The sequence below is a fragment of the Halodurantibacterium daqingense genome (assembly GCF_042666235.1).
Taxonomy (GTDB): Bacteria; Pseudomonadota; Alphaproteobacteria; order Rhodobacterales; family Rhodobacteraceae; genus Halodurantibacterium; species Halodurantibacterium daqingensis.
The window spans coordinates 22,954-48,975 of sequence record NZ_JBHTFQ010000001.1 but is presented as its reverse complement, the minus strand read 5'-3'; the positions used below and the strand labels follow the sequence as shown (position 1 = coordinate 48,975).

General features: G+C 65.5%; 28 protein-coding genes and 1 pseudogene. 16 read left to right on the top strand and 13 right to left on the bottom strand.

Annotated features, from left to right (window positions below):
• Position 1: 1 nt before the first annotated feature.
• Positions 2 to 1,243 (bottom strand): flagellar hook-length control protein FliK, encoded by a 1,242-nt coding sequence (locus ACFQXB_RS00260; protein ID WP_377397337.1) that lies wholly within the window; start codon positions 1,241 to 1,243, stop codon positions 2 to 4.
• Between the two features lie 102 nt (positions 1,244 to 1,345).
• Here ACFQXB_RS00260 and ACFQXB_RS00255 point away from each other — a divergent pair, with 102 nt between their 5' ends.
• The 6 genes from ACFQXB_RS00255 to ACFQXB_RS00230 all read left to right on the top strand — a co-directional run bounded on the left by ACFQXB_RS00255 (position 1,346) and on the right by ACFQXB_RS00230 (position 5,055).
• Positions 1,346 to 1,630: a rod-binding protein gene (locus ACFQXB_RS00255; RefSeq protein ID WP_377397334.1), complete on the top strand. Its 285-nt coding sequence runs from the start codon at positions 1,346 to 1,348 to the stop codon at positions 1,628 to 1,630.
• Positions 1,617 to 1,970, top strand: a complete 354-nt coding sequence (locus ACFQXB_RS00250) for a hypothetical protein (RefSeq protein WP_377397331.1) — start codon at positions 1,617 to 1,619, stop codon at positions 1,968 to 1,970. The genes ACFQXB_RS00255 and ACFQXB_RS00250 overlap by 14 nt, the downstream gene beginning before the upstream one ends.
• Positions 1,971 to 2,188: 218 nt before the next feature.
• Positions 2,189 to 3,382, top strand: a complete 1,194-nt coding sequence (locus tag ACFQXB_RS00245) for a flagellin N-terminal helical domain-containing protein (protein WP_377397328.1) — start codon at positions 2,189 to 2,191, stop codon at positions 3,380 to 3,382.
• A gap of 91 nt (positions 3,383 to 3,473) precedes the next feature.
• Positions 3,474 to 3,851 carry a flagellar biosynthesis regulator FlaF gene (flaF, locus tag ACFQXB_RS00240; protein WP_377399102.1) on the top strand — a complete coding sequence of 126 codons (378 nt, stop codon included), beginning with the start codon at positions 3,474 to 3,476 and terminating at the stop codon, positions 3,849 to 3,851.
• Positions 3,848 to 4,252 carry a flagellar biosynthesis repressor FlbT gene (gene flbT / locus ACFQXB_RS00235; RefSeq protein ID WP_377397325.1) on the top strand — a complete coding sequence of 135 codons (405 nt, stop codon included), beginning with the start codon at positions 3,848 to 3,850 and terminating at the stop codon, positions 4,250 to 4,252. The genes flaF and flbT overlap by 4 nt, the downstream gene beginning before the upstream one ends.
• Positions 4,253 to 4,431: 179 nt before the next feature.
• Positions 4,432 to 5,055, top strand: a complete 624-nt coding sequence (locus ACFQXB_RS00230; protein WP_377397322.1) for a DUF1217 domain-containing protein — start codon at positions 4,432 to 4,434, stop codon at positions 5,053 to 5,055.
• Here ACFQXB_RS00230 and ACFQXB_RS00225 read toward each other — a convergent pair.
• Entirely contained in the window at positions 5,052 to 6,377 is a 1,326-nt protein-coding gene (locus ACFQXB_RS00225) for a FliI/YscN family ATPase (RefSeq protein WP_377397319.1), read from the bottom strand. The two genes, ACFQXB_RS00230 and ACFQXB_RS00225, sit on opposite strands and share 4 nt — an antisense overlap.
• 88 nt (positions 6,378 to 6,465) lie before the next feature.
• Here ACFQXB_RS00225 and ACFQXB_RS00220 point away from each other — a divergent pair, with 88 nt between their 5' ends.
• Genes ACFQXB_RS00220 through ACFQXB_RS00180 form a run of 9 tightly spaced genes read left to right on the top strand, consistent with a single transcriptional unit; the run spans position 6,466 to position 10,982 of the window.
• Positions 6,466 to 6,849, top strand: a complete 384-nt coding sequence (locus ACFQXB_RS00220; protein ID WP_377397316.1) for a FlgB family protein — start codon at positions 6,466 to 6,468, stop codon at positions 6,847 to 6,849.
• 8 nt (positions 6,850 to 6,857) lie between these two features.
• Positions 6,858 to 7,250 carry a flagellar basal body rod protein FlgC gene (gene flgC / locus ACFQXB_RS00215; RefSeq protein WP_377397313.1) on the top strand — a complete coding sequence of 131 codons (393 nt, stop codon included), beginning with the start codon at positions 6,858 to 6,860 and terminating at the stop codon, positions 7,248 to 7,250.
• An 18-nt stretch (positions 7,251 to 7,268) separates the two neighbouring features.
• The gene (gene fliE / locus ACFQXB_RS00210; RefSeq protein ID WP_377397310.1) at positions 7,269 to 7,559 is read left to right on the top strand and encodes a flagellar hook-basal body complex protein FliE; all 291 of its coding nucleotides are present in this window, start codon (positions 7,269 to 7,271) and stop codon (positions 7,557 to 7,559) included.
• Positions 7,559 to 7,828, top strand: coding sequence for a flagellar biosynthetic protein FliQ (locus ACFQXB_RS00205; protein WP_377397307.1), 270 nt, complete (start codon positions 7,559 to 7,561; stop codon positions 7,826 to 7,828). The genes fliE and ACFQXB_RS00205 overlap by 1 nt, the downstream gene beginning before the upstream one ends.
• A 1-nt stretch (position 7,829) precedes the next feature.
• Positions 7,830 to 8,546, top strand: coding sequence for a flagellar hook-basal body complex protein (locus ACFQXB_RS00200; RefSeq protein WP_377397304.1), 717 nt, complete (start codon positions 7,830 to 7,832; stop codon positions 8,544 to 8,546).
• 12 nt (positions 8,547 to 8,558) lie between these two features.
• On the top strand, positions 8,559 to 9,344 hold the full coding sequence (gene flgG / locus ACFQXB_RS00195) for a flagellar basal-body rod protein FlgG (RefSeq protein WP_377397302.1): 786 nt from the start codon (positions 8,559 to 8,561) through the stop codon (positions 9,342 to 9,344).
• 2 nt (positions 9,345 to 9,346) lie between these two features.
• Positions 9,347 to 9,769, top strand: coding sequence for a flagellar basal body P-ring formation chaperone FlgA (flgA, locus tag ACFQXB_RS00190; protein ID WP_377399099.1), 423 nt, complete (start codon positions 9,347 to 9,349; stop codon positions 9,767 to 9,769).
• Positions 9,766 to 10,506, top strand: coding sequence for a flagellar basal body L-ring protein FlgH (gene flgH, locus ACFQXB_RS00185; RefSeq protein ID WP_377397299.1), 741 nt, complete (start codon positions 9,766 to 9,768; stop codon positions 10,504 to 10,506). Before flgA ends, flgH begins: the two co-directional genes overlap by 4 nt.
• An 11-nt stretch (positions 10,507 to 10,517) precedes the next feature.
• A complete protein-coding gene (locus ACFQXB_RS00180; RefSeq protein ID WP_377397296.1) occupies positions 10,518 to 10,982 on the top strand; it encodes a flagellar basal body-associated FliL family protein in 465 nt (154 codons plus the stop codon).
• 173 nt (positions 10,983 to 11,155) lie between these two features.
• Here the strand turns inward: ACFQXB_RS00180 and ACFQXB_RS00175 are convergent.
• From ACFQXB_RS00175 to ACFQXB_RS00150, 6 genes and pseudogenes are all read right to left on the bottom strand, one after another.
• Positions 11,156 to 11,289, bottom strand: a pseudogene (locus ACFQXB_RS00175) (IS5/IS1182 family transposase); the annotation flags it as partial.
• Positions 11,290 to 11,517: 228 nt separating this feature from the next.
• Positions 11,518 to 11,856 carry a hypothetical protein gene (locus ACFQXB_RS00170; protein ID WP_377397293.1) on the bottom strand — a complete coding sequence of 113 codons (339 nt, stop codon included), beginning with the start codon at positions 11,854 to 11,856 and terminating at the stop codon, positions 11,518 to 11,520.
• Positions 11,853 to 12,938 (bottom strand): flagellar type III secretion system protein FlhB, encoded by a 1,086-nt coding sequence (gene flhB / locus ACFQXB_RS00165; protein ID WP_377397290.1) that lies wholly within the window; start codon positions 12,936 to 12,938, stop codon positions 11,853 to 11,855. Before flhB ends, ACFQXB_RS00170 begins: the two co-directional genes overlap by 4 nt.
• Positions 12,935 to 13,726, bottom strand: coding sequence for a flagellar biosynthetic protein FliR (locus ACFQXB_RS00160; RefSeq protein WP_377397287.1), 792 nt, complete (start codon positions 13,724 to 13,726; stop codon positions 12,935 to 12,937). The genes flhB and ACFQXB_RS00160 overlap by 4 nt, the downstream gene beginning before the upstream one ends.
• Positions 13,723 to 15,804 carry a flagellar biosynthesis protein FlhA gene (gene flhA, locus ACFQXB_RS00155; protein WP_377397284.1) on the bottom strand — a complete coding sequence of 694 codons (2,082 nt, stop codon included), beginning with the start codon at positions 15,802 to 15,804 and terminating at the stop codon, positions 13,723 to 13,725. Before flhA ends, ACFQXB_RS00160 begins: the two co-directional genes overlap by 4 nt.
• Complete coding sequence (locus ACFQXB_RS00150) at positions 15,801 to 16,547, bottom strand: lytic transglycosylase domain-containing protein (RefSeq protein WP_377397280.1); 747 nt, start codon at positions 16,545 to 16,547, stop codon at positions 15,801 to 15,803. The genes flhA and ACFQXB_RS00150 overlap by 4 nt, the downstream gene beginning before the upstream one ends.
• 109 nt (positions 16,548 to 16,656) lie before the next feature.
• Here ACFQXB_RS00150 and ACFQXB_RS00145 point away from each other — a divergent pair, with 109 nt between their 5' ends.
• Positions 16,657 to 17,589 (top strand): hypothetical protein, encoded by a 933-nt coding sequence (locus ACFQXB_RS00145; RefSeq protein ID WP_377397277.1) that lies wholly within the window; start codon positions 16,657 to 16,659, stop codon positions 17,587 to 17,589.
• 96 nt (positions 17,590 to 17,685) lie between these two features.
• Here the strand turns inward: ACFQXB_RS00145 and trxA are convergent, their stop codons facing one another.
• The 5 genes from trxA to ACFQXB_RS00120 are packed head-to-tail and all read right to left on the bottom strand — an operon-like array spanning position 17,686 to position 26,015.
• Complete coding sequence (gene trxA / locus ACFQXB_RS00140; RefSeq protein ID WP_377397274.1) at positions 17,686 to 18,006, bottom strand: thioredoxin; 321 nt, start codon at positions 18,004 to 18,006, stop codon at positions 17,686 to 17,688.
• Between the two features lie 59 nt (positions 18,007 to 18,065).
• Positions 18,066 to 21,425, bottom strand: coding sequence for a double-strand break repair helicase AddA (addA, locus tag ACFQXB_RS00135; protein WP_377397271.1), 3,360 nt, complete (start codon positions 21,423 to 21,425; stop codon positions 18,066 to 18,068).
• Positions 21,422 to 24,328 carry a double-strand break repair protein AddB gene (gene addB / locus ACFQXB_RS00130; RefSeq protein WP_377397268.1) on the bottom strand — a complete coding sequence of 969 codons (2,907 nt, stop codon included), beginning with the start codon at positions 24,326 to 24,328 and terminating at the stop codon, positions 21,422 to 21,424. Before addB ends, addA begins: the two co-directional genes overlap by 4 nt.
• Entirely contained in the window at positions 24,325 to 24,996 is a 672-nt protein-coding gene (locus ACFQXB_RS00125; RefSeq protein ID WP_377397265.1) for a nucleotidyltransferase family protein, read from the bottom strand. Before ACFQXB_RS00125 ends, addB begins: the two co-directional genes overlap by 4 nt.
• Positions 24,981 to 26,015 (bottom strand): aminoglycoside phosphotransferase family protein, encoded by a 1,035-nt coding sequence (locus tag ACFQXB_RS00120; RefSeq protein ID WP_377397262.1) that lies wholly within the window; start codon positions 26,013 to 26,015, stop codon positions 24,981 to 24,983. Before ACFQXB_RS00120 ends, ACFQXB_RS00125 begins: the two co-directional genes overlap by 16 nt.
• Positions 26,016 to 26,022 lie beyond the last annotated feature (7 nt).

Below are 26,022 nucleotides of genomic sequence, written 5' to 3'. Positions count from 1 at the left end.
TTCAGAGTCTGAGATCAAGCCCCGCGCGAGCGGCGGCTGGCACGGGGGGAGCGGCTGCCGTATCAGCGATGCTGATGACCGGAACGCCAGCCGGCCCCGAGAAGGGTTTCTGCTGTCGCTGTTCCTGCTGCGGCCCGAACTGAAAGCTGACACTCCCATAGCCGATAGCCCTGAACTCCTGCGCGAGCGCTTCGATGTTGCGGCGGAACAGGTCCAGTGTTTCGGGCCGATCGGCCTGAACAAGGACAACGATATCGCCATTGCTGCCACCTAGCCGGAGCCGGACCGCGCCCAGTTCCTCGGGGGAAAGCTGAAGTTCGACCTGACCGTCACCGCGCATGCTCAGCGCCTGCGCCACCTGTTCCACGACGCCGCGCGGCAGGACATAGTGCGGCCCGGGTTTCTGCTCGGCCAGACCGGTGACCTGCGGCAGGCGTTCGTTCAGAAAAGGCGAGAGCGGTTCGGGATCGGGCACCGGTCCAACCGGATCGGCCTGTGCCTGCAGCAGGTTCGGCATTGGTGGCAAGGCGTCTTGCGGGTTACGCGTTTCCGGTGCTGTCATGGGCGATGCCGCGGGAGGGGTTGCAGCGGGGGAAACCTGCGGCACGGCATCGCGCGGTGCCCGCTGCGCCTGTGACAGGACCTGCGGCGAGACCGTTTCCGCCGGGCGCTCCACGGGGGTGCTGATGCTGGTCGGAACGTTCGGCGATTTCTCGGAACGTCTTGCCGCCTCTGCGAGAATCGGGGTCAGCAAGGGCGTGTCCGAGCCGGAGCGGCTTGCGCTGCGCGGCAAGCTGGTCGCGATCAGGCTGACCATGACGGCCACAGTGTCGTCCGGCGCTGCCTCGGGCGCGGGTGCGCCCACGGGATCAGTATGGGGGGCGTCTTCGGCTTGCGACTCTGACGCGCGGCCTTCGGGATCCGGCGGCGGCCTTGACGGCACATCGCCAGCGGCAGGCGGCGCCGGTGCAACCGGCGGATCCGATTCCGGAGTGGCGGCAAGCGCGGGTTCGGCCATTTCTTCCCGGTCTTCGGTCGGCCGATCTGGCAGTTCCTTTTCCTCGTTCGCGGGCGCCGGCGGGGGCGCAACCGGTTCCCCAAGCTGCGACAGAAGCGTCGAAAAGACGATGTCCAGCCCTCCCGTGCCGCGGATTCCGGCTTCAGCTTCGGCGGGACCGGGCGGGCTGGTGGTGACGGGACCGGATGGCAATGCCGCCGGCAGGGGCAGGAAGGAAGGGATCATCGGGGTTCTCCTCGGCTTTCCCCGAGAATCGCCGAAGATGATTACTGATCCTTTACTACATGCGCAGATCATCGGTTCCGCAACCAAAGGAACGGAGACGGAATGGAAATCGCTTCGAATACAGTCCAGTTGATCCCCGCGCCGACAAGGGACGAGGCGGCGCTCCGGGCGGCCGCGCGTGCACTGGAAGCCGGATTTCTCGCTGAAATGCTGAAAGGCGCCGGGCTGGGAAAGGTGCCGGAAGCTTTCGGCGGCGGTGCGGGCGAAGAACAATTCGCGTCATTCCTCGTGCAGGCGCAGGCCGAGCAGATGGTCCGTCGCGGCGGCATCGGCCTGGCCGAGATGCTGTTCGATTCGCTTGTGGAGCGGCGCGATGATCGGGTTTAGGCGTAATCCGGTCGAACTGCTTGCCGATCTTCTGGGGGAGGAACGCCGCATCCTGCTTGAGGGTCGGCTTGGTCAGCTGGCAGATCTCGTGCGGCGCAAGCAGGCGGCGCTTGAGCGGCTGCAGGCCGGGCGGGCGCCGGATGAAGAGGTGCTGGCGCAACTGCGCGCGCTGGCGCAGGCGAATCTCGGGCTGCTTGAAGCGGCGGCCGAGGGGGTCGCTGCGGGGCAGCGGCGCCTTGCACAATTGCGGAGCGATGTGCGCGGCTGGCGGAGCTATGACAGCCAGGGCCATCGCAGCGCTGTCGGACAGGTGGCACGGCGCCTGGAACACAAGGCATGACTGCCTTTGCCCGCCACGGCGCCTTTGAATTAGCTCAATTTCAAGGCATCCGGCGGGCGCGAGTTAGGAATACGTTAGAACTTGATCCCCATGTTTGAACCTGCATCCACGACGGATGGCGCGCTGCCGGAAGGCGACGCAGGAACCAGAAGGTCAGTCCAACCCGCCGTGAGGCGGAGCCCAACCCCGGCGCAAAGCGCCCCTTTCGGAGACATGTAATGTCGAGCATTCTGACCAACACCAGCGCCATGGTGGCCCTGCAGACGCTGAAGTCGATCAACAACAACCTCAACAAGACCCAGGCTGAGATCTCGACCGGCAAGGCCGTCAACTCGGCCAAGGACAACGCTGCAACCTGGGCCATCTCCCGGGTGATGGATTCGGACGTTGCCGGCTTCAAGGGCATCGCTGAAAACCTGTCTCTGGGTCAGTCCACGGTCGGTGTGGCCCGTCAGGCAGCAGAAACCGTCACCGAGCTGCTTCAGGACATCAAGAAGAAGATCGTCACTGCGCAAGAGGAAAACGTCGACCGCGCCAAGATCCAGACGGATATCGATGGCCTGCGCAACCAGATCACCTCGGTGGTGAATGCCGCGCAGTTCAACGGCCTCAATCTTGTCACCTCGACCGCGACGGTGGAGATCCTCTCGTCGCTCGATCGGACCACCGCCGGCGTCACGGCATCCAAGATCAGCGTCAACTCGCAGGATCTGCGCGTCAGCACCGCAGCGCCGAAGGATGCCTTCGGCGCCAACACCGAAGGTCTTGCGGCGGCAAGCGACTCGGCCGCGTTCCAGCTGGCCGCAACAGGCGGCACCGGCGTGATCGAACTGGATGCCGTCGCCTACGAGATGGGTGACCAGATTTCGGTGACCATCGGCGGCAAGACGGCCACCTATACCTTCACCGAGGCAGATGCAGCCGCCACTTCGCCGACCGAAGTTGCAGCGATCGGACTCAAGAAGGCGATCGAGGGGCTGGGCATTGACGGGCTCGAGATCGACTACAACAGCGCCAACGCGGGGCAGCTTGCCTTCACGAACGCGGGCGCCAACACGCTGACCGTGAATGCGAAGTTCACCTCGGCCGGTGCGGGCGGTCTTGGCGCCCTTGCCACGCTGGACGTGACGACGGACGCGGCCAGTGCGCTGACCAACATCGAGTCGCTGATCCAGACCGCCATTGACGCTGCCTCGGCGTTCGGTTCTGCGCAGACCCGGATCGAGATCCAGCAGAACTTCGTCAACAAGCTGTCGGATTCCATGCGGACCGGTATCGGCGCGCTTGTTGATGCCGACATGGAAGAGGTTTCCGCGCGTCTGCAGGCACTTCAGGTGCAGCAGCAGCTGGGGATCCAGTCGCTCTCGATCGCGAACCAGGCACCGCAGAGCGTTCTGTCGCTCTTCCGTTGATCCAACTTACGAGAGCGCCCGGAGGGGCGCTCTCGGCCTCAAAGGCGCTTGACGCAGGAACGTCTTGGCCACCTTCAACGGGAGAAATCCAGTGAACGCGCTACAGATGGCAACCTCTGCCTATTCCGGGCGCAAGGCGCCCGTCCGCACAAACCGGGGAACGGAATACGAAGTTTTCGCGCGCGTGACGCAAAAAATGCGCGCCGCTTTGGCCGAAGGGACGCTCGGCTTTCCGAAACTTGCAGCCGCCTTGCATGACAACCGTCAGCTTTGGACCTTGCTTGCCGCCGATGTCGCCGATCCGGAAAACGCCCTGCCGCAGCGGCTGCGCGCCCAGATCTTCTATCTCGCCGAATTCACAGGGCTTCACAGTGCCAAGGTCCTGGCGGGCAAGGCCAGTGCCGAGGCATTGGTGGAAATCAACACCGCCGTCATGCGAGGCTTGCGAAGCGAGGGAAGCGCGACATGAGCGGCCTGGTCATCAAGCTTGCCCCGAAAGAACGGATTCTGATCAACGGAGCAGTCATCGAGAACGGTGACCGCAGATCCAAGATCTCGATCATGACGCCGAATGCCAACATCTTGCGGCTGCGTGATGCGATCCACCCGCACGAAGTCACCACGCCGGTTCGGCGCGTGTGCTATATTGCACAGCTTGTGCTTACGGGCGACGCGGATGTTGACGAAGCGCGGGTGCAGCTTCTGCAGGGGATCGAACAGCTCAGCCAGGTTCTTGTCGATCCGGACAGCCGCAGCCATCTCTCGGTGGCGACCTCGGCCGTGATATCGGGAGAACACTATCAAACCCTGAAGGCGCTGCGTGCGCTGCTGGCCCGTGAGGAACGCCTGCTGGCGTCGCATCCGCAATGAGCTTCCGGCCTGTGATCCCGAGTGGCGGCTATGGCGGCTGGGCCTTCCTGAACAGGACCATCGACAAGCAGCAGCAGACATTCAACCGGTCCCCCGCGTTGATGCGGGATTCCGAGTACTTCCGCAAGAATATCGCCAAGGTGAAGACGGCCGATGATCTTGTGGCCGATCGCAGACTGTTGCGCATCGCGCTTGGGGCTTTCGGACTTCAGGATGACCTGAATAGCAAGTTCTTTATCAAGAAGGTGCTGGAAGGCGGGGTCGAGAATCCGAAATCGCTTGCCAACCGGCTGGCAGACAAGCGGTATTTCGAAATGGCCTCGGCCTTCGGCTTCGGTGGAACAGGCGCCGCAGCGGTGACGGAAAATGGCTTTGCCGACAAGATCATCGGCCTGTACCAGAGCCGGTCTTTCGAAGTGGCTGTGGGCGAAAGCGACGAGAATCTCCGCCTGGCACTCGGGCTGCGGCGCGACCTTGCGGCGCTGGCGCGCAAAGACGCTTCGGAAGACACCAAATGGTTCACGATCATGGGCGCGGCGCCACTGCGGAAGGTTTTCGAAGTGGCCTTCAGCTTGCCAAAATCCTTCGGCACGATCGACATCGACAAGCAGCTCGAGACACTCAAGCAGAAGTCGCGCCAGGCCTTTGGGGACGCCAGCGTGTCGCAGTTTGCGGACCCGGAGCGGATCGAGGCATTGACGCGCCGCTTTCTGCTGCGGGCAGATCTGGCCGCCGTTTCACAGCAATTCAGCGGCGGCAGCATCGCCCTGCAACTCCTCCAGAGCGCGCGCTTCCAGCGTTAGCTGGGGCCGCGACCGGCAAGGTAGGCCGCAAGCCGCGCAAAGCTGTCCTCTGCCGTTCCGGGTTCATCCTCGGCCAGAAATCCATCAAGCGCCTTCCAGAGACGGACGGCTCTGTCAATCATCGCATCTGAACCCGGAACGTAAAGCCCGGCCTGGATCATCATCTCGGCACGGTCATAGGTGCTCAGAAGACTTCTGGTTTCGCTTATCAGACGGTTTTCGTCGTCCGATGCGGCTTCTGGCAGGCTTCTGGAGACTGATCGAAGCACATCGATCGCGGGGAAGCGGCCGCGTTCCGCAATGGCCCGGTCCATCACGACATGGCCGTCAAGAACCCCGCGCAGGATGTCGGCAATAGGCTCCTCCATATCGGAACCAGCAACAAGAACAGTGAAGAGAGCGGTGATATCGCCCGAGTCTCCGCAGCCCGGCCCGGCGCGTTCAGCCAAGCTCATGATCATATGCGCGACCGAGGCCGGATAGCCTCGCAGGCTCGCGGGTTCGCCAGCGGCAAGCGCGACCTCGCGATGCGCTTCCGCAAAGCGGGTGACGGAATCGGCGAGCAGCAGGACCTGCTGGCCCTGATCGCGGAAGAACTCGGCCACGGCCATCGCGGCCCAGGCCGTTTGTCGTCTTACCAGGGGCGATTGATCCGATGTGGCGACGATCAGCACGGCGCGGGCCATCCCCTCTGGCCCAAGAACCTTCTCGACGAAGTCGCGCAGCTCGCGGCCCCGTTCGCCAATCAGGGCAATGACCACGACGTCTGCGGCCACGCCCCGGGCCAGCTTTCCCAACAATGTGGTCTTGCCGATGCCGGATCCGGCGAAGAGCCCGAGGCGCTGACCGCGGACGATCGGCAGCAGCGTGTTGAACACCGCAACGCCCGTTTCCAGCCGCGCGCCAAGAAGGTGCCGGCTTGCTGCCGGCGGTGCCGCGGCCCGCAGCGGGCGTGCGCTGGGCCCGCGCAGCAACGGCCGTCCGTCCAGCGGTTTTCCGAACGGATCGACGATTCGGCCCAGCCACCCTTCATGTGGGGCAAGCTCGGCCGGCCCAAGATGCTCGACCGGATCGGCAATCGTGATGCCCTCAAGCGTGCTGTCCGGCAGAACCGTGGCGCCATCAGGTCCAAGGCGGAGGATCTCGCCGCCCGAGATGGGGGCCGACCTTGGCCGGATCTGAACCCGGTCCCCCAGGGCCACATTCTGAAGGCCGCTGACGCGCAGTGTTCCGCGTCCGACTTCAACCACCCGTCCGATGCGCCGGATAGGCTGAACCGCCCCGATTTCGGCCTGTAGCCCCTCAAATACCCCATTCGCCATTCTGGCCTCCGATTCTCGTGTTCCGATTACGCTTTCTAAAGGAATCACCCTTAAGGCTTTGTGTAAGCGGTTCGAGGGAGAAGCCCCGATGTTCAATCAGATCGAGATCATGCGCATGGCGCACGGGATGGCAGCACATGCTGCGATTCGACATTCTGCCGTGGCGCAGAACATTTCAAACGCGGATACGCCCGGCTATCGCGCCGTGGACATCGCCCCTTTTGCGGATGTCTGGCAGGGTGCGGGCGTTGCGCCGCGCGCGTCGCGGCCCGGCCATCTCTTGTCGGCCCAGTCCACGCTTCAGCCCGAACCCCGTCTCGCGCGGCATGGCGGCGTGCACGAGCCCAACGGCAATACCGTCTCGCTGGAGCAGCAGATGGTGAAATCCGCCGAGATCCGCCATCAGCATGACATGGCCCTTTCCATCTATCGCAGCGCCTCCTCGGTGCTGCGCAAGAGCCTGGGACGTTAGGTGCAATCATGGCCGATCTCATCAAGACCCTCGCCGTTTCCGCCTCGGGCATGCAGGCGCAGGGGCAGCGCCTTCGGCATGTTTCCGAAAACATCGCCAATACCGATACACCCGGCTACCGGCGCAAGACAATTTCCTTCGAGCAAGAGGTCCGGTTTGGCCGCCCCACCGGGCTGGTAGAGGCCGGTCCTGTAACGTTGGACCGTCGGGATCTGTCGCGGATCTACGATCCCGGTCATCCGCTTGCTGATGGAACCGGGCATTACGACGGGTCGAACGTGGATCTGGTCGTCGAGATTGCGGATTCGCGTGAAGCGCAACGCAGCTACGAGGCCAATCTGCGAATGTTCGACCAGGCGCGGCAAATGACGTCCAGCTTGCTCGAACTCTTGCGACGCTAACACACAAGGAGATCCAGAATGGATATGAAAGCGATTCTCGCTGCGCAAAGCTATGCGCAGGCGCGTCCGGCCACACTCCCCGGGGAATCATCAGGGGGATTGAGCGAAAAATTTGCTCAGGTGGCGGCTAGTTTCACCGAAACGCTGCAACAAGGCGAGCAGACGGCCAAGGCGGCGATGGTCGGCGATGCCGATCCGCACGCGCTTGTCCAGGCCCTGGCGGCGACCGAACTGGCTGTCGAGACGGCTGTGACGATCCGCGACAAGGTGGTGGAGGCCTATCAGGAAATCCTGCGGATGCCGGTTTGATGATGCAGGAGGCGATCTTCTTCGACACGCTGCGACAGGGCCTCTGGATTGCCGTGATGATTTCGGCGCCCATTCTTGCAGTGGCTCTGGTGGCTGGCGTCACGGTCGGCCTGTTTCAGGCACTCACCTCGGTGCAGGAGATGACGTTGACCTTCGTACCCAAGGCGCTGGCGATGCTGATCGTCTTCTGGGTCTCGATGAGCTTCATGTCCGCCACGCTGGTTGCCTTCTTCACCGACAGGATCATCCCACTGATCGCGGGAAACTGACATGGACAATGCCAACTATACCTCGCTTACGCGCCAATCCGGACTGATGCGGGAAATGCAGATTGTTGCGCATAACATCGCCAACATCTCGACCACAGGCTTCCGGAAGGAGGGGATCGTCTTTTCGGAGTTCGTACGCCGGCTTGAGGGCGATGAGCCGTCGCTGTCGATGGCCCTTGCCAATGGCCGGCACATAAGCCTCCGACAGGGCGGGCTGACGCAGACGAACGGCACCTTCGACTTCGCAATCGAGGGAGACGGATTTTTCCTGGTGGAAACCCCGCAGGGCGAACGGTTGACGCGCGCGGGGCATTTCACTCCCAATGCCGAGGGCGAACTGGTTACTCCGGACGGGTATCGGCTTCTTGATGGCGGCGGTGCGCCGATCTTCATCCCGCCTGATGCGGCCAAAGTGGCACTCGGCACCGATGGCACGCTTTCGGCCGATGGGCTGGCCTTCGCCCAGGTGGGCGTCTTTGTCCCGGCCGATCCCCTGGGCTTGCAGCGGGAAGCCGGAACCCTGTTCCGCAGCCCCGCCGGCACCGAGCCGCTGGAGGGTGCACGGCTGGTCCAGGGATACCTGGAAGAGTCCAACGTCGACCCCATTGCCGAGGTTGCGCGCATGATCGAAGTGCAGCGCGCCTACGAGCTTGGGCAATCCTTCATCGAGCGTGAGGACGAGCGCATTCGCGCCGTCGTTCAGGCTTTAGGCAAATAGAAAGGTTCATCCATGCGTGCGCTTCAGATTGCCGCCAGTGGCATGAGTGCCCAGCAGATGCGCGTCGAGGTCGTTTCCAACAACCTCGCCAACATGAACACCACCGGCTACAACGCCCGCCGCGCGGAATTCGCGGATCTTCATTATCAGCAGGTCACCCGGCCGGGGACGATCTCCTCGGCCGAGGGCACCTTGCTGCCAACGGGGGTTCAGATCGGGCTTGGGGTGCGTCCCGCGGCCGTGTCGGTGCAGCTTGCACAGGGGTCACTGGCCCAGACGGGCGGCGATCTCGATCTCGCCATCGAAGGGCGCGGCTATCTGGAGGTGGCCCTGCCGAATGGCGGGGCCGGCTTCACGCGGGACGGGGCGCTGAAACGATCTGCAGATGGCCTGATCGTTACCTCGGAAGGCTATGAGGTCGTGCCCGGAATCGTCATCCCCGATGATGCGCGCAGCCTCTCGATCAACGCCGCCGGTGAGGTCTATGCCTATTTCGGGAATCGGACCGAGGCCGAGCTGCTGGGTCAGTTCACGCTGGCAGGTTTCACCAATGAAAAGGGACTCGAGGCGATCGGCGCCAACCTCTTCCTGGAAACCGAGGCTTCGGGGCCCGCGCTTGTCGCGGCGCCAGGCGAGGATGGGCTGGGCACATTGCGCCAGGGCTACCTGGAGGACAGTTCGGTCGATGCCGTTCGTGAGGTGACGGAACTGATCAAGGCGCAGCGGGGATACGAACTGAATGCCAAGGTTATTACCGCCGCCGACCAGATGCTTGCTGCAACATCACAGGTGCGCTGATGATGCGCGGCCTTCTTTTGCTGATGCTCATGGTCACTCCTGCGAATGCGGAAACGCTCGAGGCGGTGCGCACGCTGCGGCCCGGGACAGTCGTGGCGTCCGAGGACATCACACGCGCAAGCATGGCAGTTCCAGGTGCTTTGTCCGATCCGCGCGACGTGGTTGGCCAGGAGGTTCGCGTCGCAATCTATGCCGGGCGTCCCCTGCGGCCCGGCGATCTTGGTGCCCCGGCCATCATTGACCGGAACCAGCTCGTGCCGCTTGTCTATGCAAGGGGGCCGCTTTCGATCGTCACCGAAGGTCGGGCGCTGGGCCGTGGCGGGGTGGGCGACATGATCCGCGTCATGAACCTTGCCTCACGCAGCACCGTCACCGGCATCATCGGTGCCGAGGGTGCAATCCATGTGACCGGAGGCAGCAATTGACCCAGAGCAGCTTTCCCGTCCTTCCCTTGCTGCTGGCCGCATCTGCTGCGGCCGGGTGCAGCCCGCTGAGCCAGGTCGGCAAGGCACCCGGCTTTTCGCCGCTGGAAGGCAGTTACCAGCATCATGCACTCTACAGCACGCCGTTGCCCGAACGGCAGGACAAGCGTCGCTATTCGGACGAGGCCTCGCTCTGGTCGTCGGGGCACCGGTCGCTTCTGGGGGATCGACGCGCGGGGCAGCGCGGCGACATCCTGACCGTTGTCATAGAGATCGATGATCGGGCCGAGATTTCGAACACAACCGGCCGAAGTCGTGCGGCGTCGGGCAATATGGGGATCCCCTCGCTGTTCGGGATACCCGAGCGCCTGAACGAGGAACTGCCAGACGGCGCGTCGATGGCGAATGCGGTCGAAGCCAGTTCGGCCAGCAGTTTCAAGGGCGACGGATCGGTTCGACGGCGCGAAAAGCTCACGCTCCGCGTGGCTGCGACAGTGGTCGAACGGCTGGCGAATGGCGTCCTGCGCGTCGAAGGCACCCAGGAGGTGCGTGTGAACAACGAGCTGCGGGAGCTTCTGATCTCCGGCTATGTGCGCCCCGAGGATATCTCGCGCCAGAACGAGATTACCTACGACAAGATCGCCGGTGCCCGGATCTCCTATGGCGGCCGGGGACAGATCAGCGACGTCCAGCAGCCCAGGTACGGGCAGCAGATCGCCGATATCCTGCTACCATATTGAAGGGTCAACCCATGCGAAAACTGCTTCCTGTTCTTCTTGCGATCACGGGGCTCGGCATCGGGATCGCCGGGGGCCTTCTGCTGCGGACGCCCGCCGCGCCTGACGATCCGCTTGCCGTCGAGGAGGATACCGCAGCGCCGACAGTCGCAGGGGAGACGCAGTTCATGCCGCTGTCCAGCCAGTTCGTCGTTCCCCTGGTCGAGAACGGTCGGGTCCAGTCGATGGTGGTCTTGTCGTTAAGCCTGGAGATCGCCGCTGGAAGCCTTGCCGATCTGCAGGCACGGGAGCCGAAGCTGCGCGACAGTTTCCTCCAGGTCATGTTCGATCATGCCAATGCCGGCGGCTTCCGGGGCAATTTTACCACCAGCAGTTCGATGCAGACCCTGCGCGAGGCCCTGCGCGAGGCTGCCCGCAAACAGGCCGGGCCCGCAGTGCGCGATGTCCTGATTTCGGATATCCTGCGCCAGGACAGCTGACCGTGCCGCGGGCCGCCACCGCGGCCCGACAACCGGGCGGCCCCAGGCGTTCCAGGGGGCGCGCAGTCCTGATGCCCGCCCTGCAGGCGGCGATGCGCCTGTTCCGGGAGGCCCCGCCTCGGGATCCAGCCACCCGAAAGCCGTGGAGACTTGGATGAGGACTCGTTCTCGCGTCATGGCCAGAAGATGACGGTAGCGGCGAGGGCGTGGCCGAGAGGAAGACACTGGGTCACCGACCCTAGCGGGTGGCGACGCGCCGCCAGTCCTTCACTCGCCTGAACATGATCTCGATCCGGCTGCGGCGCTTTCCTGCAGAGGCTGAATCTTCAAAATTGCAGAAGAACAATGGGTTCTGGCCGTCTATGAGAGCCCCTGATGCCCCGCGGTTATGGACATGATCCGACTGACCGGGGATGAGGCGAAGCCTGAATACCCCGCGCGGCCGAGGTGCGCTTGGCTGAGTTGCAGATATCCGACGCGGCGGCGAACGTGCGGTCCGGTTCCGGCTGCGACCGTGAGCATCGGCTTGGCCAGGCTAGCTTTCCAGCTTCCTCAGCAGGCGGCGAAGGCTGTCATTGCGCCCGACAGCTCTGGTTGCCGTCTCGCGCAGCGTCAGCCACTCGGCCGTTTCCTTCGCCAGGCGCATGTTCAGATGACGGCGCTGGCGTTCTTGCCAAAGCGCATACCTGCCGCGGGCGCATTGTGCCGCGATGTCGGTCGGCTCGACCAGAACGCCGCTTTCGAGCCGCCGTAAAGCCTCGAGGGTTGCATTGCGGCGGGCCATTGCAGCCCTTACCCGGGCCAGCTCTGCATCCTCGGCCATCTGGGTCAAGGTCTTTGCTGCCCTGAGCCGGGCCATCTTGTCCTTGTTCATCTTTGCCATCCTTTCCGTGCCTTCTGGCGCATCGTTTCGGCAAACCGGATCGCGGCAGCGACGGCGCGGTAATGCTCGGGCCGGATCTGCTCGCCGATCCGGACCGTGGCGTGCAGCGCGCGGGCGGTGGGTGCGTCGTGGTGCAGGGGCACCCCGGCCTCGGCTGCAGCGGCGCGGATCCGGGCGGCGACCTCATCCACGCCCTTGGCGACGCAGACGGGGGCGCCGGGGGTGGTGCGATCCCATTTCAGCGCGACGGCGTAATGGGTCGGGTTCACGATCACCACGTCGGATTTCGGCACATCCGCCATCATCCGGTTCGTGGCGATCTCATACCCGCGCTGCCTACGCTGCTGCTTGATGTGCGGATCCCCTTCCGAGTTCTTCATCTCGTCCATCATCTCCTTCCGGGTCATGCGGTTCTTCCGGAGGTGTTCATGGCGCTGCCAGAGGTAATCCACCGCGCCCAGCAAGGTGGCGATCACCAGAATGATCGAAAGAAACGCCCCCACCAGGCGAAAGAACAGTGCCGAGATCGGTCCGGGCGCCAGATGCAGGCTTGCAACGATTTCCGGCAGGCGGCTGAGCAGGAAGATCCACAGGACCAGGGAAATGATGATCAGTTTCAGGAAGCTCTTGGCGAACTCGAACAGGCCCGAACGGCCGAACTTGTTCTTCGCATTGCCCAGGGGCGAGATCCGCGAGAGCTTTGGCATCAGCTTGTCAGGTGCAAAGACGATGGCGCGTTGGGCAACAAGCGCGAGGAACACACAAACGGCAGGCAAGAGCAGCAGGGGCGCCATTGCCAGCGCAACCGTGCCCAGAAGCCCGCCGGCGATTGCGCTTCCCTGCGTCAGGAACAGTGGCGCCAACCTGTCGGCCTGGTCGAGCAGGACCAGGCCCGCATCGCCCGCCTGCCGCAGGGTTGCTAGCCCCGCAATGACGCCTGCCAGAAGCAGGCCCAGATAGGCAGCGGCCGTTGTCAGCTCGGTCGATTTGACGACCTCGCCCTTTTCGCGCGCCTGTTCAAGCTTGCGCTGGGAAGGTTCGTGTTCTTTCTCGCCGCTTTCTTCCTGGCTCATCTTGCGGCTCCGAACGGATCGCCGAGGAAGTTCTGGAAGGCCTCATGCCAGATGGAGAGAAGAACGGGTGTGACCACCAGCAGCAAGAGCAGGCCCCCCAGCGTCAGGGCCGGCGCACCGACAAAGGCCACCATGAGCTGCGGCATGGCCTTGTTGATCGCCCCCAGCGCCAGGTTGTAGACCAGTGCGGCAATGACAAAGGGTGCCGAGAGGATGAAGGCGAGCGAGAAGGCGCGCGCCACCTGCATCACCCCCCATTCGCTGACCACCCCGGGCAGCGGGAAACGGCCCGGCGGCAACATCTGGTATGAAAGAAGGAACGCCTCGGCGAGGCGGACGTGAAGGCCGGACATGACGGCCAGGGCAACCCCGCCGATCAGGAAGACCTGGGCGATGGCCGGTTGCGGATCCACGCCAGCCCCCCCGAAGAACTGTGCAAGCGAGGTTGATTGCGCGGCGATGGTTCCGGCGATCTGCAGCACCATCACGAACAGCCGGAGCGCGAGACCCAGAAGAAGGCCGGCAATCACCTCGGTGGCGACCGCCGGGGTCACGATGCGGCCTGCGGCCACCAGGGGGGCAAGATCGGCTTCAGCAAGCGGTAGCAGTACCAGGGTGAAGGCAAGGGCTGCACCCAGGCGGACCCGCTGCGGCACGGCCTGATCGCCAAAGACGGGCAGAACGGCGACCGCCGCGCCAACCCTGAGAAAGATGAAAAATCCGGCCAGAAGCCATTCCTGGCTTTGGCCGGTGATCGCCAGCAGCGCCGAGGCAAGTTCCGGCGTCATGCCGCGACCATGCCCACCAGTGCCGGCCGGGCCTCCAGACCGATTTCCTCGAACGACAGGACGGGTGCATTCAGGCCACGCGCCGACAGCACGGTGCGCAGGAAGCGCCGGCGCCGCATCGAGGTAACGATTGCAGCATTCACCCCCGCCTCCCCCGATTTCGCCAGCTTGTCCGAGAGGGCATTGGCCAGCCGGTTGAACTCGGCCGGCGGGAGGGCGACATCGGTCTGGCCTCGCTCTCCGTCGATCTGATGTGCGGCGAAGGTATTCTCCCATTCCGGCGCAAGCTGGATCAGAGGGATGGTGCCGTCCTCGCGCCGCATTTCGGCGACGAGCTGGAACCCGAGGCGCTGGCGCACATGTTCGCAGATAGCCTCTGGCGTGCTATGGTTGGTGCGGACCTCGGCGATCGCTTCGAGGATAAGCGGCAGGTTGCGGATCGACACACGTTCATCCAGCAGAAGTTTCAGAACCGCCAGCAGCATGTCGACAGGCACCTTTTCAGGCACCAGTTCTTCAAGGATACGCCGGTTCGCCTCGGCGCGCGCCGGATCCGAAAGGTTGGTGAATTCGTCCAGAAGGCGCCGCAGCCCCTTGAGGGTCAGAAGGCGGGCAAAGTTGCGCTTGATGACCTCAAGCAGGTGGGTGGCAAGAACCTCGGCCGGGTTGACGACGGTTGCCCCCGACAGTGCGGCCTCTTCCTGCAGGCCGGTGTCAAGCCAGCGCGCCGGTGCCCCGTAAACCGGTTCGCGCACATCGTCGCCGGAAGGCATCAGTTCGTCGGGGCCGGAGATCAGCGCAAGAACCTTGTCGGGGAACAGCTGATCGCGGGCCTGTTCGACCCCCTGGATGCGGATGCGATAGGTGCCGGGCGGCAGGCTCGGGTCATCCGTCAGACGCATTTCCGGCAGGATCAGCCCGTAAACCGTCGCGACATGGCTGCGCATGTTGGCAATTCGGGCATCAAGCCCGGTCGCGGGATCAAGGACCATCGACACGAGGTTCGGCGCGAATTCGACGTGGATGTCGTCGAGGTCCAGCATGTCGCCCATGGATGGTTCGCGCGGTTCGGGCTTGGGCTGCTCGGACACCAGCGCGGCGGCGCGGGCCTTGTCGCGCTGGTGAACATGCCAGGCCGCGGCCGCAAGCCCCAGGGCCCCGGTCACGAAGGGCAGGAAGGGCAGGCCCGGCACCAGCGCGAAAAGGCCCATCAGCAGCGCCACGGTCCCAAGCGCGGCAGGATAGCGCCCCAGCTGTGCAAAAAGCGCGCGATCGGTCGCCCCGGTGGCCCCGCCCCGCGCCAGCAGCAGCGCCGAGGCGATCGAGATGATGACGGCGGGTATCTGGCTGACCAGTCCGTCGCCCACCGTCAGGATCGCGTAGGTTTCGAAGGCGCGGCCGATCGGCATGCCGTGCATTACCGTGCCGATGATCAGCCCCATGACGATGTTCAGAAGCGTGATGAGAAGCCCCGCCACCGCGTCGCCCTTGACGAACTTCGAGGCGCCGTCGAGCGAGCCGAAGAAGGTGGTTTCCGCCTGTTCGCGCTCGCGCCGGGCCTTTGCCTCCTGATGGTCGATCGCGCCTGCCGACATGTCGCTGTCGATCGCAAGCTGCTTGCCCGGCATCCCGTCCAGTGCAAACCGGGCGCCGACCTCGGCCATCCGGCCGGCGCCCTTGGTGATGACCACGAAATTGACGATCAGCAGCACGCAGAAAACGACGACGCCCAGAAAGACGCTTCCGCCCATGATGAACATGGCAAAGCCCTGAATGACCTCTCCGGCCGCGTGGGTGCCGGTGTGGCCCTGGCCAATGATGAGCTTGGTCGACGACACGTTGAGCGACAGGCGCAGCATCAAGGACGCGAGCAGGATCGTGGGGAAGGCCGAGAAATCCAGCGGCCGCTCGATGAACAGCGTCACCGTGAAGATCAGGATCGCCAGCGCGAAGGAGGTGGCAAGCCCCACATCCAGAACCCATGCTGGGACCGGCAGGATCATCATCACGATCACCGCCATAAGCGCCAGCGCAAGCAGAACCGTCGGCTGGAACAGCGAGGCTGCGGTCAGTTTCATGGCATTTCCTCGGTATCGATAAGGGGGCGGGCACCGGCAGCCGCAAGAAACAGCCCGCCCATCGGCGCGCCGGCCTGTTCCGCGACGGCCACAAGCGACCCCATCCTGCCGCCCTGCCCCGCGATCAGCAGCGGATAGGTATTGATCCGTGTCCGTTGACGGCGTGGTGCGGCATGGTCGGGCGGCAGGTCGGGCAGGATGTGCCGCAACCCGTCCTCGGCCAGAAATCGGGCGCGGAACACGGCAAAGCGGGCGCGGTAGCGGCTGGCGTATTCGGGGGTGCGGGAATGGTAGGCCCCTGCCGCCTGATCCCAGCCGCCAAGTTCCTGGAACAGATCGCGCAGGAAGCGGGCTGCATAAAGCGCGTTCGCTTCGGGGTCGAACATCTGCTCGATCGTGGCAAAATGCATCCCGTGCCAGCGATAGTTGACCTGGAAGCAGCCGATATCGAAGCTTTCGGCGCCGCGACGGTGATGGGCGTGAACGAAATCGAGCGCCTCTTGCCGCGTGTCGAACCAGGCGCCCTGCCCCTCCATGTTCACGGTCCAGGGCCACGGTCGCATCTCGCCGTTGCGGGGACGCCCGGTTTCGGTCAGCGCGATGGCCTTGAGCACCGAAAGCGGCACGCCGGTTGCCTCGGACGCGCGGATGGCCGCGCGGTCGCACAGCACCGACAGATCGGCGCGCAAAGGTCCGGCAAGCAGGATGCCGGCCAAAGCGGAGATGACGATGATTCTCACCATGAGCGCTGCATTTCTTGCTGCCTGTCCGGTGAGGCTAGAAGCCAAGTCTTTACATTTGGTAACCATGTGCCCCATTGCCCGCCCCGGCGAAGCGACCTAGGCTGCCGGCATGGCGCCGCGGCAGTTGAACATCATCCTGGAAGGACAGCACCGGCGCGACGCCGAGGCTGGAAAGATCAATATCTTCAACCGGATCACGAAGGCCTTCAGCAGTTCGGGCTATCAGGTCGCCTACCGGGATCTTGACGATCTGGGGCTTTCCCCGCCGCCGCCTGACTGCTTTGCACTTTACTTCATGCAAGAACCCGCCTCGCCCCGCGCGCTGACCCTGCGCCGGGCCTATCACTACCCGTTCTGGCGCATCGAGGCGACGAATGAGCGCTGGCATACCGATGTGGCCCGCGCGACCTTCGATCCCGAAAAGGTCGATCCCGCGCTGGCCACGCCCTTTGCACGGCGTTGGCGCCGGACCCTGTTTGCAGACCGGGTGGCACGGCGCGAAGGCTTTGTCTTTGTGCCCTTGCAAGGGCGGCTTCTTGAACGGCGTTCCTTTCAGGCGGAAAGCCCCGTTGCCATGATCCACACCCTGCGTGAGGCCGATACCAAGCGCCGGATCGTGTTGAAGCTGCACCCCAAGGAACGCTACGAGCCCGCCGAGATGGAGGCGATCGAACAGTTGTGCCGCGATCCCCGCATCGTGCTTTCGGATGCCGATCCGCTGGATCTTCTGGCGGGCTGCGATTACGTCGTGACCCAGAATTCGGGGCTGGCGCTGACCGGGTTCTTCATGGGCAAACGGGCCATCGTCTTTGCCAGGATCGATTATCACCACATTGCGGGATCTGTGCCCGAGGTCGGCGTCAAGCGTGCCTTTGCGACGCTTGAGGGGCCTGCGCCTGCCTTTGACCGTTACCTCCACTGGTTCCTGCAGGAAAATGCGGTCAATGGCGGGCGCGACGATGCGGAACACAGGATACTGGCCCGGGCGGCCCGGTTTGGCTGGCCGAGCGAGGGTCCGTTCGCGGAAGCCCCGTGCAAATAGAAGGGGCGCCGAAGCGCCCCTGAAACCGCCCGTTCAGGCGTCGCCCTGATGATACCGGAACTGACGCAGATGGCGTCGTCCCGGCTTTGGCTGGCGTCAGATCGATTGCGCGATCCAGCTGGCCAGCGCCGCCTTCGGCGCCGCACCCACCTTGTTCGACACGACCTGACCATCCTTGAACAGGAACAGCGCGGGGATTCCACGCACCCCCATCTGGGCCGGGGAATTGGGATTGTCGTCCACGTTGACCTTCACGATCTTGACCTTGCCGGCATATTCTTCGGAAAGTTCTTCAAGCGCGGGGCCGATCTGCTTGCAGGGGCCGCACCACTCGGCCCAGAAATCCACGACGACGGGAATGTCGGATTGCTTGACTTCGGCGTCAAACGTGGCGTCGGTGACGGCGACGGTGGCCATGCTGATCTCCTTCGGGCTGGCAGCGTTGGGCCAGAACCTATGAACCGCCCCGCCCGGCGTCAAGACAAGGAGGCGCGGGCAAGTGCCGCAGCGACCGTTTCGGCGGCAAGCGGCATGAGCGTCCCGGCGCGTGTCCAGAGGATCGCCGTCACCACTTCGCGCCCCGGATAGATCTGGCCAAGCGCCGCGGCATAGGCGCCCATCTGCCGCAGGATGCCCTCGGGCACCTCGTCCGGAGTGGCGGGCACGGTGGCGTTGGACTTGTAATCCACCACGAGCACGCGTTCGGGCGTGATGATCAGCCGGTCCACGGTGCCGAGAATGCGACGGCCATGGATCTCGGCCGTCAGATCCACCTCGGCAAGGGCGCCGGGGGCGAAGAGGAACGAAAGCTCCGGATTGTTCAGGACAGCACCTGCCTCGTGCAGAAGCGCGGGCAGATCGGCCTCGTCCAATCCGTCTTCCGAGGCGGAAAGAAGATCGCGGGCAAGATCGGGCCAAAGCGCATGGGGATGGGCGGGCAGATGTTCCAGAAGCAGGTGCAGCTGCCCTCCGCGCCGCCGCGCCGCCGCTTCGTCCAGCCCCTCGGCCCCGGGCAGGGCCTTTGCCCCGCCCAGATCGGACGGCGAGAGCAAGGGTGTGGCCTCGGGCGCCGGGGGGGCTGCTTCGTTCAGCCATGTCGGCAAGGCAACTTCGGCCGGAACGGGCCGGGTGATGGCCGGCGCGGGATCGGGCCAGAGGCCATGTGCAAGCCGCCGGAACTGGCCATCGGCCGGGTCGCGCATCGGAAGGGTTTCGGCACCGGCCGCCGCCATGCCTTCGGCCACCATCTGGTACCAGCAGTCGCCGTCTTCCTTGACCTCGCCTGCGGCGCAGACGATCAGCCAGCTTTGCGCCCGGGTGAGCGCAACATAAAGAAGGCGCAGGTTTTCTTCCTGGTCATCTGCGCGCTGGCGGGCCCGCGCGGCGGCCATTTCCGGCGGGCACTCATCAGCCGCAAGCCGCCAGACCATCGGGCCATCCTCAAGCGCCAGAAGCTCGGACCCCGGCCGGGGCCGCCGGTCGGCCGTATCGGGCAGGATGACGACCGGCGCTTCGAGCCCCTTGGCGCCATGCACCGTCATCACCCGGATGCGGTTGCCGGCGCTGTCCATCTGGCGCTTGATCTCCACCTCTTCGGTGGCAAGCCAGGTGAGAAAACCCGTCAGGCTGGGAATGGCCATGCGTTCATAGGCAAGCGCCTGCGCCAGGAGCGCGTCGATGCCATCCTCGGCCTCGGCGCCCAGCCGGGCCAGCAGACGGCGCCGGCCGTCATGGCGGGTCAGAACCCGCTCGAGCAGGTCATAGGGCCGCAGGAAGTCGGCCTGATCGCGCAGATCCGTCAGGATGGTCATGGTGTCGGCATGGGCGTCGGCCGCCTGGCGCAGGGCTTCCCAAAGCCAGCCCTTGCGGCCTTGGGCAAGGCTGTAAAGCGCGCCCTCGCTCCAGCCGAACAGGGGGGACCGCAGCGCCGCAGCCAGCGACAGCTCATCCTCGGAGGTGGCGAGAAAGGACAGAAGCGCCGTCAGGTCGCGCACCGCCAGTTCGCCCCCCAGTTTCAAACGGTCGGCCCCCGCGATGGCCAGACCTTCGGCCTTGCAGGCACGGATGATCTCGTGGAACAGGTCCGAACGCCGCTGCACAAGGATCAGCACATCGCCTTCGGTAACGGGGCGCGGGCCGGTGTCGGTCGGGATCTGCGTGCCGCTGTCGATCATCTGCCGAAGCTCGCGCGCGATCTGGCGGGCAAGGCGGGCCGAATGATGTTCGGCCGGCAGGATATCCACCGGGTCGAACCAGTCCCTGTCTTCGGGCTTGTCGGCGCGCGCGACCACCGGCCACAGATCGACGCGGCCGGGCATGTCGGCCTTGAAGGCAAGGTGACGCACCTCGCCTCCCAGCCCGCCCTCGGCCCGGATGCCCAGCGTCAGATCTACCAGCCGCAGCACCGCCTGCGAAGAGCGGAACGAATATTCGAGCGTCAGGTTGGCCAGCGGCACATCCACCGCGCGCAGCCGTTCCGAGAAATGGTCCCGCATCCGGTCGAAGGCGCGCAGATCCGCGCCCTGGAAGGAATAGATCGACTGCTTCTTGTCGCCCACGACGAAGATGGTGCGGTTCTGGCTGCGCGCGCCCTGCCCCGAGGTGAATTCCTGCGCCAGAAGCTCGATCACCCGCCATTGCGCCGGACTTGTATCCTGCGCCTCGTCCACCAGGATGTGGTCGACCCCGCCGTCCAGCCGGAACAGCACCCATTGCGCCACGGAAGCATCGGTCAGAAGCGCTACCGCCCTGAGGATCAGATCGTCGAAATCCAGCCAGCCCCGGCGTGCCTTGCGCGTGGCATATTCCGGCAGAAAGGCCGCGGCAAATCGATGCAACGCCAGCGCCTTTTCCGCCGCAAGCAACGCCAGCCGGCGCGGACGTGCCTGTTCGACCCGCGCCATGAGGTCATTCAGCGCCGCGATCCGGGGGCCGAACCTTTCGCGGGTAGCCTTGGTGGGAAACGTGCCGATCTTGGCGCAGAACGGATCCTTCGCCTTGGCGCCGTTCAGGAACACGCCCTCGAGTTCCGGCAGTTGCGCGGCCGGTGCTGCATCCAGCACCGGCGCAAGCCGCTCGGCTGCCTTCTGGTCGTTGGCGCTGCCGGCCTCAAGTGCTGCCACCAGTGCGCGAAGCAGCGGCGCTTCGCTGCCCAGGAACACCTCGGCCTCAAGCCGCCCCTGGTCATAATCGGGAGGCAGGCCGAACAGGCGCCGCGCGGCGGCGGCATCAAGCGTCTCGGCAAAGTCGGTGCGTCGCCCGGCCACCTCGGCGGTCAGTGCCGACAGATCCTCGCCGGTGAAAAAACGCGCCGCGCCGTCAAGGGCCGCGGGGGCGGTCTGGGCCAGATGCTCGACAATCTCGTCGCGCAGCAGGGCGGCCGCGCGGTCGTCCATCTCCTGAAACTGCGGCGTCACGCCCGCCTCGAGCGGAAAGCGTCGCAGAAGCGAGGCGCAGAACGAATGGATGGTCTGGATCTTCAGCCCGCCGGGCGTTTCGATCGCGCGCGCAAAAAGCCGTCGTGCCTTGCGCAGCACCTCGTCATCCGCGGGGCCGCCTGCGCCAAGTTCGGCCAGCGCTGCCCGCAGCGGCCCGTCGTCAAGCATCGCCCATTCGCCCAGACGCCGGAACAGGCGGTTCTGCATCTCGCTTGCGGCGGCCTTGGTGTAGGTCAGGCAGAGAATGCGCTGCGGCTCGACCCCGCTCAGCAGCAGGCGCGCGACGCGGTCGGTCAGAACCCGGGTCTTGCCCGATCCTGCATTGGCGGAAAGCCATGTCGAGCCGGCCGGATCGGCAGCCTGGACCTGGCGCTCGCTGGCGGCGTTGCGGGGGCTCATCCGACGTCCTCGGGCCTGGGCAGATCGGTCATTTCCCATTCGCCATAGCGGGCGAGGTGGTCATAATCGCCGGGGAAGCGCTCCTCGAACACCGCCCGTCGCGCGGGGAAACCCTGTTCGGGCTGCATATAGGCCCCGATCAGGGCGTGAAGCTCGTTCCAGGTGGCGTCGATGATCTCTTCGGTGATGATCGTCGTTTCTTCCTTCGGCGTGGTGCCGATGCCGATATAGCTGATGGCGGACACCGGCCTTGGCCCGAGGCGCGCGAAGGCGCCGCGTTCGGCCATGACCGCTTCCAGAAGCAATTGCTTGTCGAAATGCTTCTGCTGCTTCTGCGAGGGCGGCGTTCCCGTCTTGTAATCAAGGATGAACAGGCTTCCGTCGGCCAGTTCATCGATCCGGTCGGGTTTGGCGGTCAGGCGGAAGTCGAACCGGTCCAGCGCGATCCCGCCCTTGTCCTCGATCAGCACGCTTGTTCCGGTGCGCCGGGCCTCCTGTGCCAGAAACCAGTCCGCAACCCGGTCAAGGCGGGCCAGCCAGAGACGGCGGGCGGCGGGCCAGGGCACGTCCTGGTCCAGCACCTCTTGCGCAAGGGCAAGCAGGCGGTGGCGGTCGCCCTTGCCGGTCTCGACGAACTGCTCGAACACCCGGTGCAGCACCGATCCGCGCAGCAGCGCATCGGGCGAGGGCCGCAGCGGTGGCAGCGGCCGCAGCCGCAGCACATAGCGCGCATAGACGGCATAGGGATCGCGGATCAGCCGCCCGATCGCCGTAACCGGCAGTTCCCGTGGCCGGGCCTCCACCGGCGGGCGCGGGGCGGGGCGCGGGGCCGGGGGCAGGGGCTCGAAATCACTCTCCCAGGCCGAGGCAAGCGCCAGAAGCCGCCGACCCCTGTCGCGCATCCCCGCAAGCGCCTGCGGCCCGCCGCGATCGGCAAGCCCGCCCAGAAGGTTCAGCATCCGGTTCAACCAGCGCGAGGGCACTGTCTCGGCCTCGGAATCGCGGATCGCGCGGGTCAGCACAACCTCGGGCGCGGCGATCGCCTGCTGGAAATCATGGGCAGACAGACCGATCCGGCGTTCCGGCAGCAGAAGGCCGGCATCGTGGCGCATCTGCCGGTTCATCCAGGGGTCCGGGCTGGGGGCTTGCGGCCAGATCCCGTCGTTCAGCCCGCCAAGGATCACCAGATCGGCGCCCTGTACCCGCGCCTCGAGCGTGCCCCAGATCATGATGCCGGCATGCACCTGCGGGGCTTCACGCACTTCGGCGCCCTGCAGGATGGCGGTAAACAGGTCGTTGTAGTCGCTGGGGCTGAAGTCGCCTCCGAACGGCGCCTCGCGCCGCAGATCGTCGCAGACGCGCCGCGCGGTCTGGCCCGCCTCTTTTTCCCACAATTCCCCGGTGCCGCCGGACGGACCGCCCGCCAGCGCTTCGGCAAGGTCAAGATGCCGGGCGACGTGATCCGCCAGAGGGCGGGTGCCGATTTCGTCCAGCCCCCCCAGAAGCGCGGCAAGCCAGCCTGCCCAGGCCTGAAGCCCCGCGTCATCCTTGCCTGCGGCCCAGGCCACAAGATCGGCGCCGGTGGGAAAGGCCGGGCCACGGCGGCGCAACCGAAGCTCCAGATCCCGCGTCCACAGCAGATGCGGGCCCCGGTCCTGCCCGGAATGGGTCAGCGGATGCTTGAGCAGGGTCAGAAGCGCCTCGGCCGTCAGCCGTTCCCCCAACAGCGCGGCGACATGGCGCAGGAAACGCCCCGGCGCCGACAGGGCCAGCGGCCGGCCGGCACTATCGTCCGGAACGATGCCCCAGCGGTCAAGCGCCGCGGTGACCTGACGCGTCAGCGTCCTGTCGGGGGTGATGAGCGCGGCGCGTTGGCCGGTTTGCGCGGCCTCGCGCAGGCGAAGGGCAATCGCCAGCGCCTCGGCGCGGGGCGAGGGGGCCTCGACCAGGGTCATCCCCAGAGTGGCCGCGTCCAGTTCGGTGAGGTTGCGGCCCTCGATCATCCATTGATCGGTAACTGGCGCGGGCCGAAGGGCGAGGGATATCAGGCGATTGCGCGGCGGGCAGGGTGCTTCGGCGGCATCCCACCGCGTCACCTGATCGGGCGAAAGGCCCAGCACCTGCATGAGCCGATGAAACCGGTATTGCGGGTGGTCCTCGGCCGTCAGCGCGTCGCCCAGCGACTGCCAGACCACGTCGGGCATGTCGAAATCATAGCCCGGCACGATGATCGCCCCCTGCGGAAGCTGTGCCACCGCCTGCATGAGCCGCAGCGTGGTGCCCCGCGATCCGGTGGAACCTGCGATGATCACCGGATGGGCAGGCGGGGCCACCTGCCACTGCGCCGCAAGACGCTCGACAACCCTGCGCTGCCGGGCCTCGGCATCGGGCGGCGCGTCCGCCCCGAAGAATGGCGCCACGAGACGGATGAAGGCAAGGCTGCGTTCCCAGTGGCGGGAATGATCGGACAGATCCAGCGCCTCGATCCGGGCCGGGCTGACGTCTTCGCCCTGCATTTCGTCCATCAGGGCGGCAAGGCTGTCGGCAAGGTCATAGATGGCGGCGCGGGGCGCCAGATCGGGCTGCGCATCCAGCAGGCCCGAAATCAGCCGCGCCAGCTCAAGGCGCCGCCGCAGGGGCGGCACCGGTGGCGGCAGGTCCGCCATCGCGAGCGTTCGCCCCAGATCGGTCACCAGCCGGATGCGCGGAAGAAGCCGTGCCCCTTCGGCGGCGAACAGCGTCCTGACCCGGCGTTGCATCCGGCGGGTGTTGACGTAAAGCTCGGCCTCGGCCATGACCTCGGGCGGAAGTGCCGCCATCCGCGACACCATCCCCCGAACCAGCCCCAGCGGAAAATCGGCGCCAGGAGGCAGCGCAAAAAGCGGACCTTCACGCCGCGTCATCGGTTGATGCCAAGCATCGCTTCGGCTTCGGCAATGCCTTCAGGATGGCCCACGTCGCACCAGCCGCCTTCATGAACGGCGCCGAAAAGCCTGCCCTTGGCCAGCAGCCTGTCCCACAGCAGGTTGAGCGAGAAGGCCCGATCGGGGATCGCCGCAAGCCCCTCGGGCCGCAGGATCTGCGCGCCGGTATAGATGTAGGGCCCACCCCGGCGCAGACGGCCATCCGGCAGAAGGTCGAAATCCCCGCCCTTGTTATGGCCGCGCGCCTGTTCCGGGCGGCTCAGCAGCAAAAGTGCGCCCATATCCGGGCGCCATTGCCGGCGTAGTTCGTCCAGCGGGTTCGCGCCGGTCCAGACCGCATCGGAATTCAGCGTGAACACCGGCCCCGGACCCAGAAGCGGCAGCGCCGCCCGCAGCCCGCCGCCGGTTTCCAGGATCTGCGGCCACTCCAGCGAGGTCAGCACGTTGCGCCCCGCCAGATGAGCGACAAGCTGTTCGTGGAGGTAATGCAGGTTGACCACCCGCCGGGGAACATCCGCCGCGATGTCCAGCGCGTGATCGATCAAGGCCCTGCCCGCCACCGGAACAAGCGGTTTGGGCCGCCGGGCGGTCAAGGCGCCCATCCGCGTGCCGAAGCCCGCGGCAAAGATCATCACCGCCTCGGGCATTGGCCGCGGATCCTTTCCAGCCGCTCGGGCGTCGGCTCGGGCAAAAGGCGCTGCACCTCGTCGCGCAGCCGCGACAGGGCGGGATGCGCAAGATCGGCCTGCAGATGCGCCCAGACCCGCGGGATCAGCGCAACATACTGCGGTTTGGCATCGCGCAGGCAGAGCCGGGCAAACACCCCGAGGATGCGCAGGTTGCGCTGGGCGGCAAGGGCGGCGCAGGCGCGCGCGAAATCCGCGTCGGGCTGGCCAAGGGCGCGGCCCAGACGCAGCTGCATCTGCTGCGCAAGGTCGCGCGGCACGTCGCGCCGCGCGTCTTCGGTCAGCGAAATCAGGTCATAGGCCGGATGGCCGCGCATGGCGTTCTGGAAATCCAGCAGCCCGACCCGGGCAAGGCCGCTGCGTCCGGGAAGCCAGATCAGGTTTTCGGCATGATAGTCGCGCAGGATGAGGCCGTCGCAGCCCGGCGCATGATCGCCAAGCGTCCGGGTCATCAGTTCGACGAAGGCCGTGCGGTTCGCAGGGGCCGCCCCCGCTGCCGGGCCATACCAGTCCAGTGCCAGCGCCGCGAGGTCGGCCATCAGGGGGGCGTCATAGCATTCCAGCCCTGCGGGCGTGGGGTGGCGTTGCAACTCGGCCAGAACATCCGTGGCTTCGGCATAAAGCACGGGGCCGGGCAAGGGGTCATCGCGCAGGACACGGGCATAAAGGTCGTCGCCCAGATCCTCGAGCAGCAGGAAGCCGTTTTCCGCATCCTCGGCCAGAATGGCCGGAGCCGAAAGGCCAAGCCCCGACAGGTGCCGCGCGATCTGAACGAAGGGCCGCACATCCTCGCCCGTCGCCGGATCGGCATCCATCAGGACCGCCGACACACCGTTCAGCGACAGCCGTTCATATTTCCGCGGCGACGCATCGCCGGCCAGCGGCGCCCGTTGCGCGGCGGCCCAGGGCGTTCGGGCAAGGAAGCGGCGCGACAGCATGGGGCGATCGGGCGGTGCGGAGGAAAGCGGAAGGTCTGGCATCCGGGGC

Bases quoted from the DNA above. Each gene is read 5' to 3' on its own strand.
- flhA (WP_377397284.1), bottom strand. From the start codon at position 15,804: ATGAAACTGACCGCAGCCTCGCTGTTCCAGCCGACGGTTCTGCTTGCG.
- trxA (WP_377397274.1), bottom strand. From the start codon at position 18,006: ATGGCCACCGTCGCCGTCACCGACGCCACGTTTGACGCCGAAGTCAAG.
- ACFQXB_RS00225 (WP_377397319.1), bottom strand. From the start codon at position 6,377: ATGGCGAATGGGGTATTTGAGGGGCTACAGGCCGAAATCGGGGCGGTT.
- addB (WP_377397268.1), bottom strand. From the start codon at position 24,328: ATGACGCGGCGTGAAGGTCCGCTTTTTGCGCTGCCTCCTGGCGCCGAT.
- ACFQXB_RS00170 (WP_377397293.1), bottom strand. From the start codon at position 11,856: ATGAACAAGGACAAGATGGCCCGGCTCAGGGCAGCAAAGACCTTGACC.
- fliE (WP_377397310.1), top strand. From the start codon at position 7,269: ATGGATATGAAAGCGATTCTCGCTGCGCAAAGCTATGCGCAGGCGCGT.
- flgG (WP_377397302.1), top strand. From the start codon at position 8,559: ATGCGTGCGCTTCAGATTGCCGCCAGTGGCATGAGTGCCCAGCAGATG.
- ACFQXB_RS00205 (WP_377397307.1), top strand. From the start codon at position 7,559: ATGATGCAGGAGGCGATCTTCTTCGACACGCTGCGACAGGGCCTCTGG.
- flbT (WP_377397325.1), top strand. From the start codon at position 3,848: ATGAGCGGCCTGGTCATCAAGCTTGCCCCGAAAGAACGGATTCTGATC.
- ACFQXB_RS00200 (WP_377397304.1), top strand. From the start codon at position 7,830: ATGGACAATGCCAACTATACCTCGCTTACGCGCCAATCCGGACTGATG.
- ACFQXB_RS00220 (WP_377397316.1), top strand. From the start codon at position 6,466: ATGTTCAATCAGATCGAGATCATGCGCATGGCGCACGGGATGGCAGCA.
- flgA (WP_377399099.1), top strand. From the start codon at position 9,347: ATGCGCGGCCTTCTTTTGCTGATGCTCATGGTCACTCCTGCGAATGCG.
- ACFQXB_RS00160 (WP_377397287.1), bottom strand. From the start codon at position 13,726: ATGACGCCGGAACTTGCCTCGGCGCTGCTGGCGATCACCGGCCAAAGC.
- ACFQXB_RS00125 (WP_377397265.1), bottom strand. From the start codon at position 24,996: ATGCCCGAGGCGGTGATGATCTTTGCCGCGGGCTTCGGCACGCGGATG.
- ACFQXB_RS00120 (WP_377397262.1), bottom strand. From the start codon at position 26,015: ATGCCAGACCTTCCGCTTTCCTCCGCACCGCCCGATCGCCCCATGCTG.
- ACFQXB_RS00260 (WP_377397337.1), bottom strand. From the start codon at position 1,243: ATGATCCCTTCCTTCCTGCCCCTGCCGGCGGCATTGCCATCCGGTCCC.
- flhB (WP_377397290.1), bottom strand. From the start codon at position 12,938: ATGAGCCAGGAAGAAAGCGGCGAGAAAGAACACGAACCTTCCCAGCGC.
- ACFQXB_RS00180 (WP_377397296.1), top strand. From the start codon at position 10,518: ATGCGAAAACTGCTTCCTGTTCTTCTTGCGATCACGGGGCTCGGCATC.
- addA (WP_377397271.1), bottom strand. From the start codon at position 21,425: ATGAGCCCCCGCAACGCCGCCAGCGAGCGCCAGGTCCAGGCTGCCGAT.
- flgC (WP_377397313.1), top strand. From the start codon at position 6,858: ATGGCCGATCTCATCAAGACCCTCGCCGTTTCCGCCTCGGGCATGCAG.
- ACFQXB_RS00255 (WP_377397334.1), top strand. From the start codon at position 1,346: ATGGAAATCGCTTCGAATACAGTCCAGTTGATCCCCGCGCCGACAAGG.
- ACFQXB_RS00250 (WP_377397331.1), top strand. From the start codon at position 1,617: ATGATCGGGTTTAGGCGTAATCCGGTCGAACTGCTTGCCGATCTTCTG.
- ACFQXB_RS00150 (WP_377397280.1), bottom strand. From the start codon at position 16,547: ATGGTGAGAATCATCGTCATCTCCGCTTTGGCCGGCATCCTGCTTGCC.
- ACFQXB_RS00245 (WP_377397328.1), top strand. From the start codon at position 2,189: ATGTCGAGCATTCTGACCAACACCAGCGCCATGGTGGCCCTGCAGACG.
- ACFQXB_RS00145 (WP_377397277.1), top strand. From the start codon at position 16,657: ATGGCGCCGCGGCAGTTGAACATCATCCTGGAAGGACAGCACCGGCGC.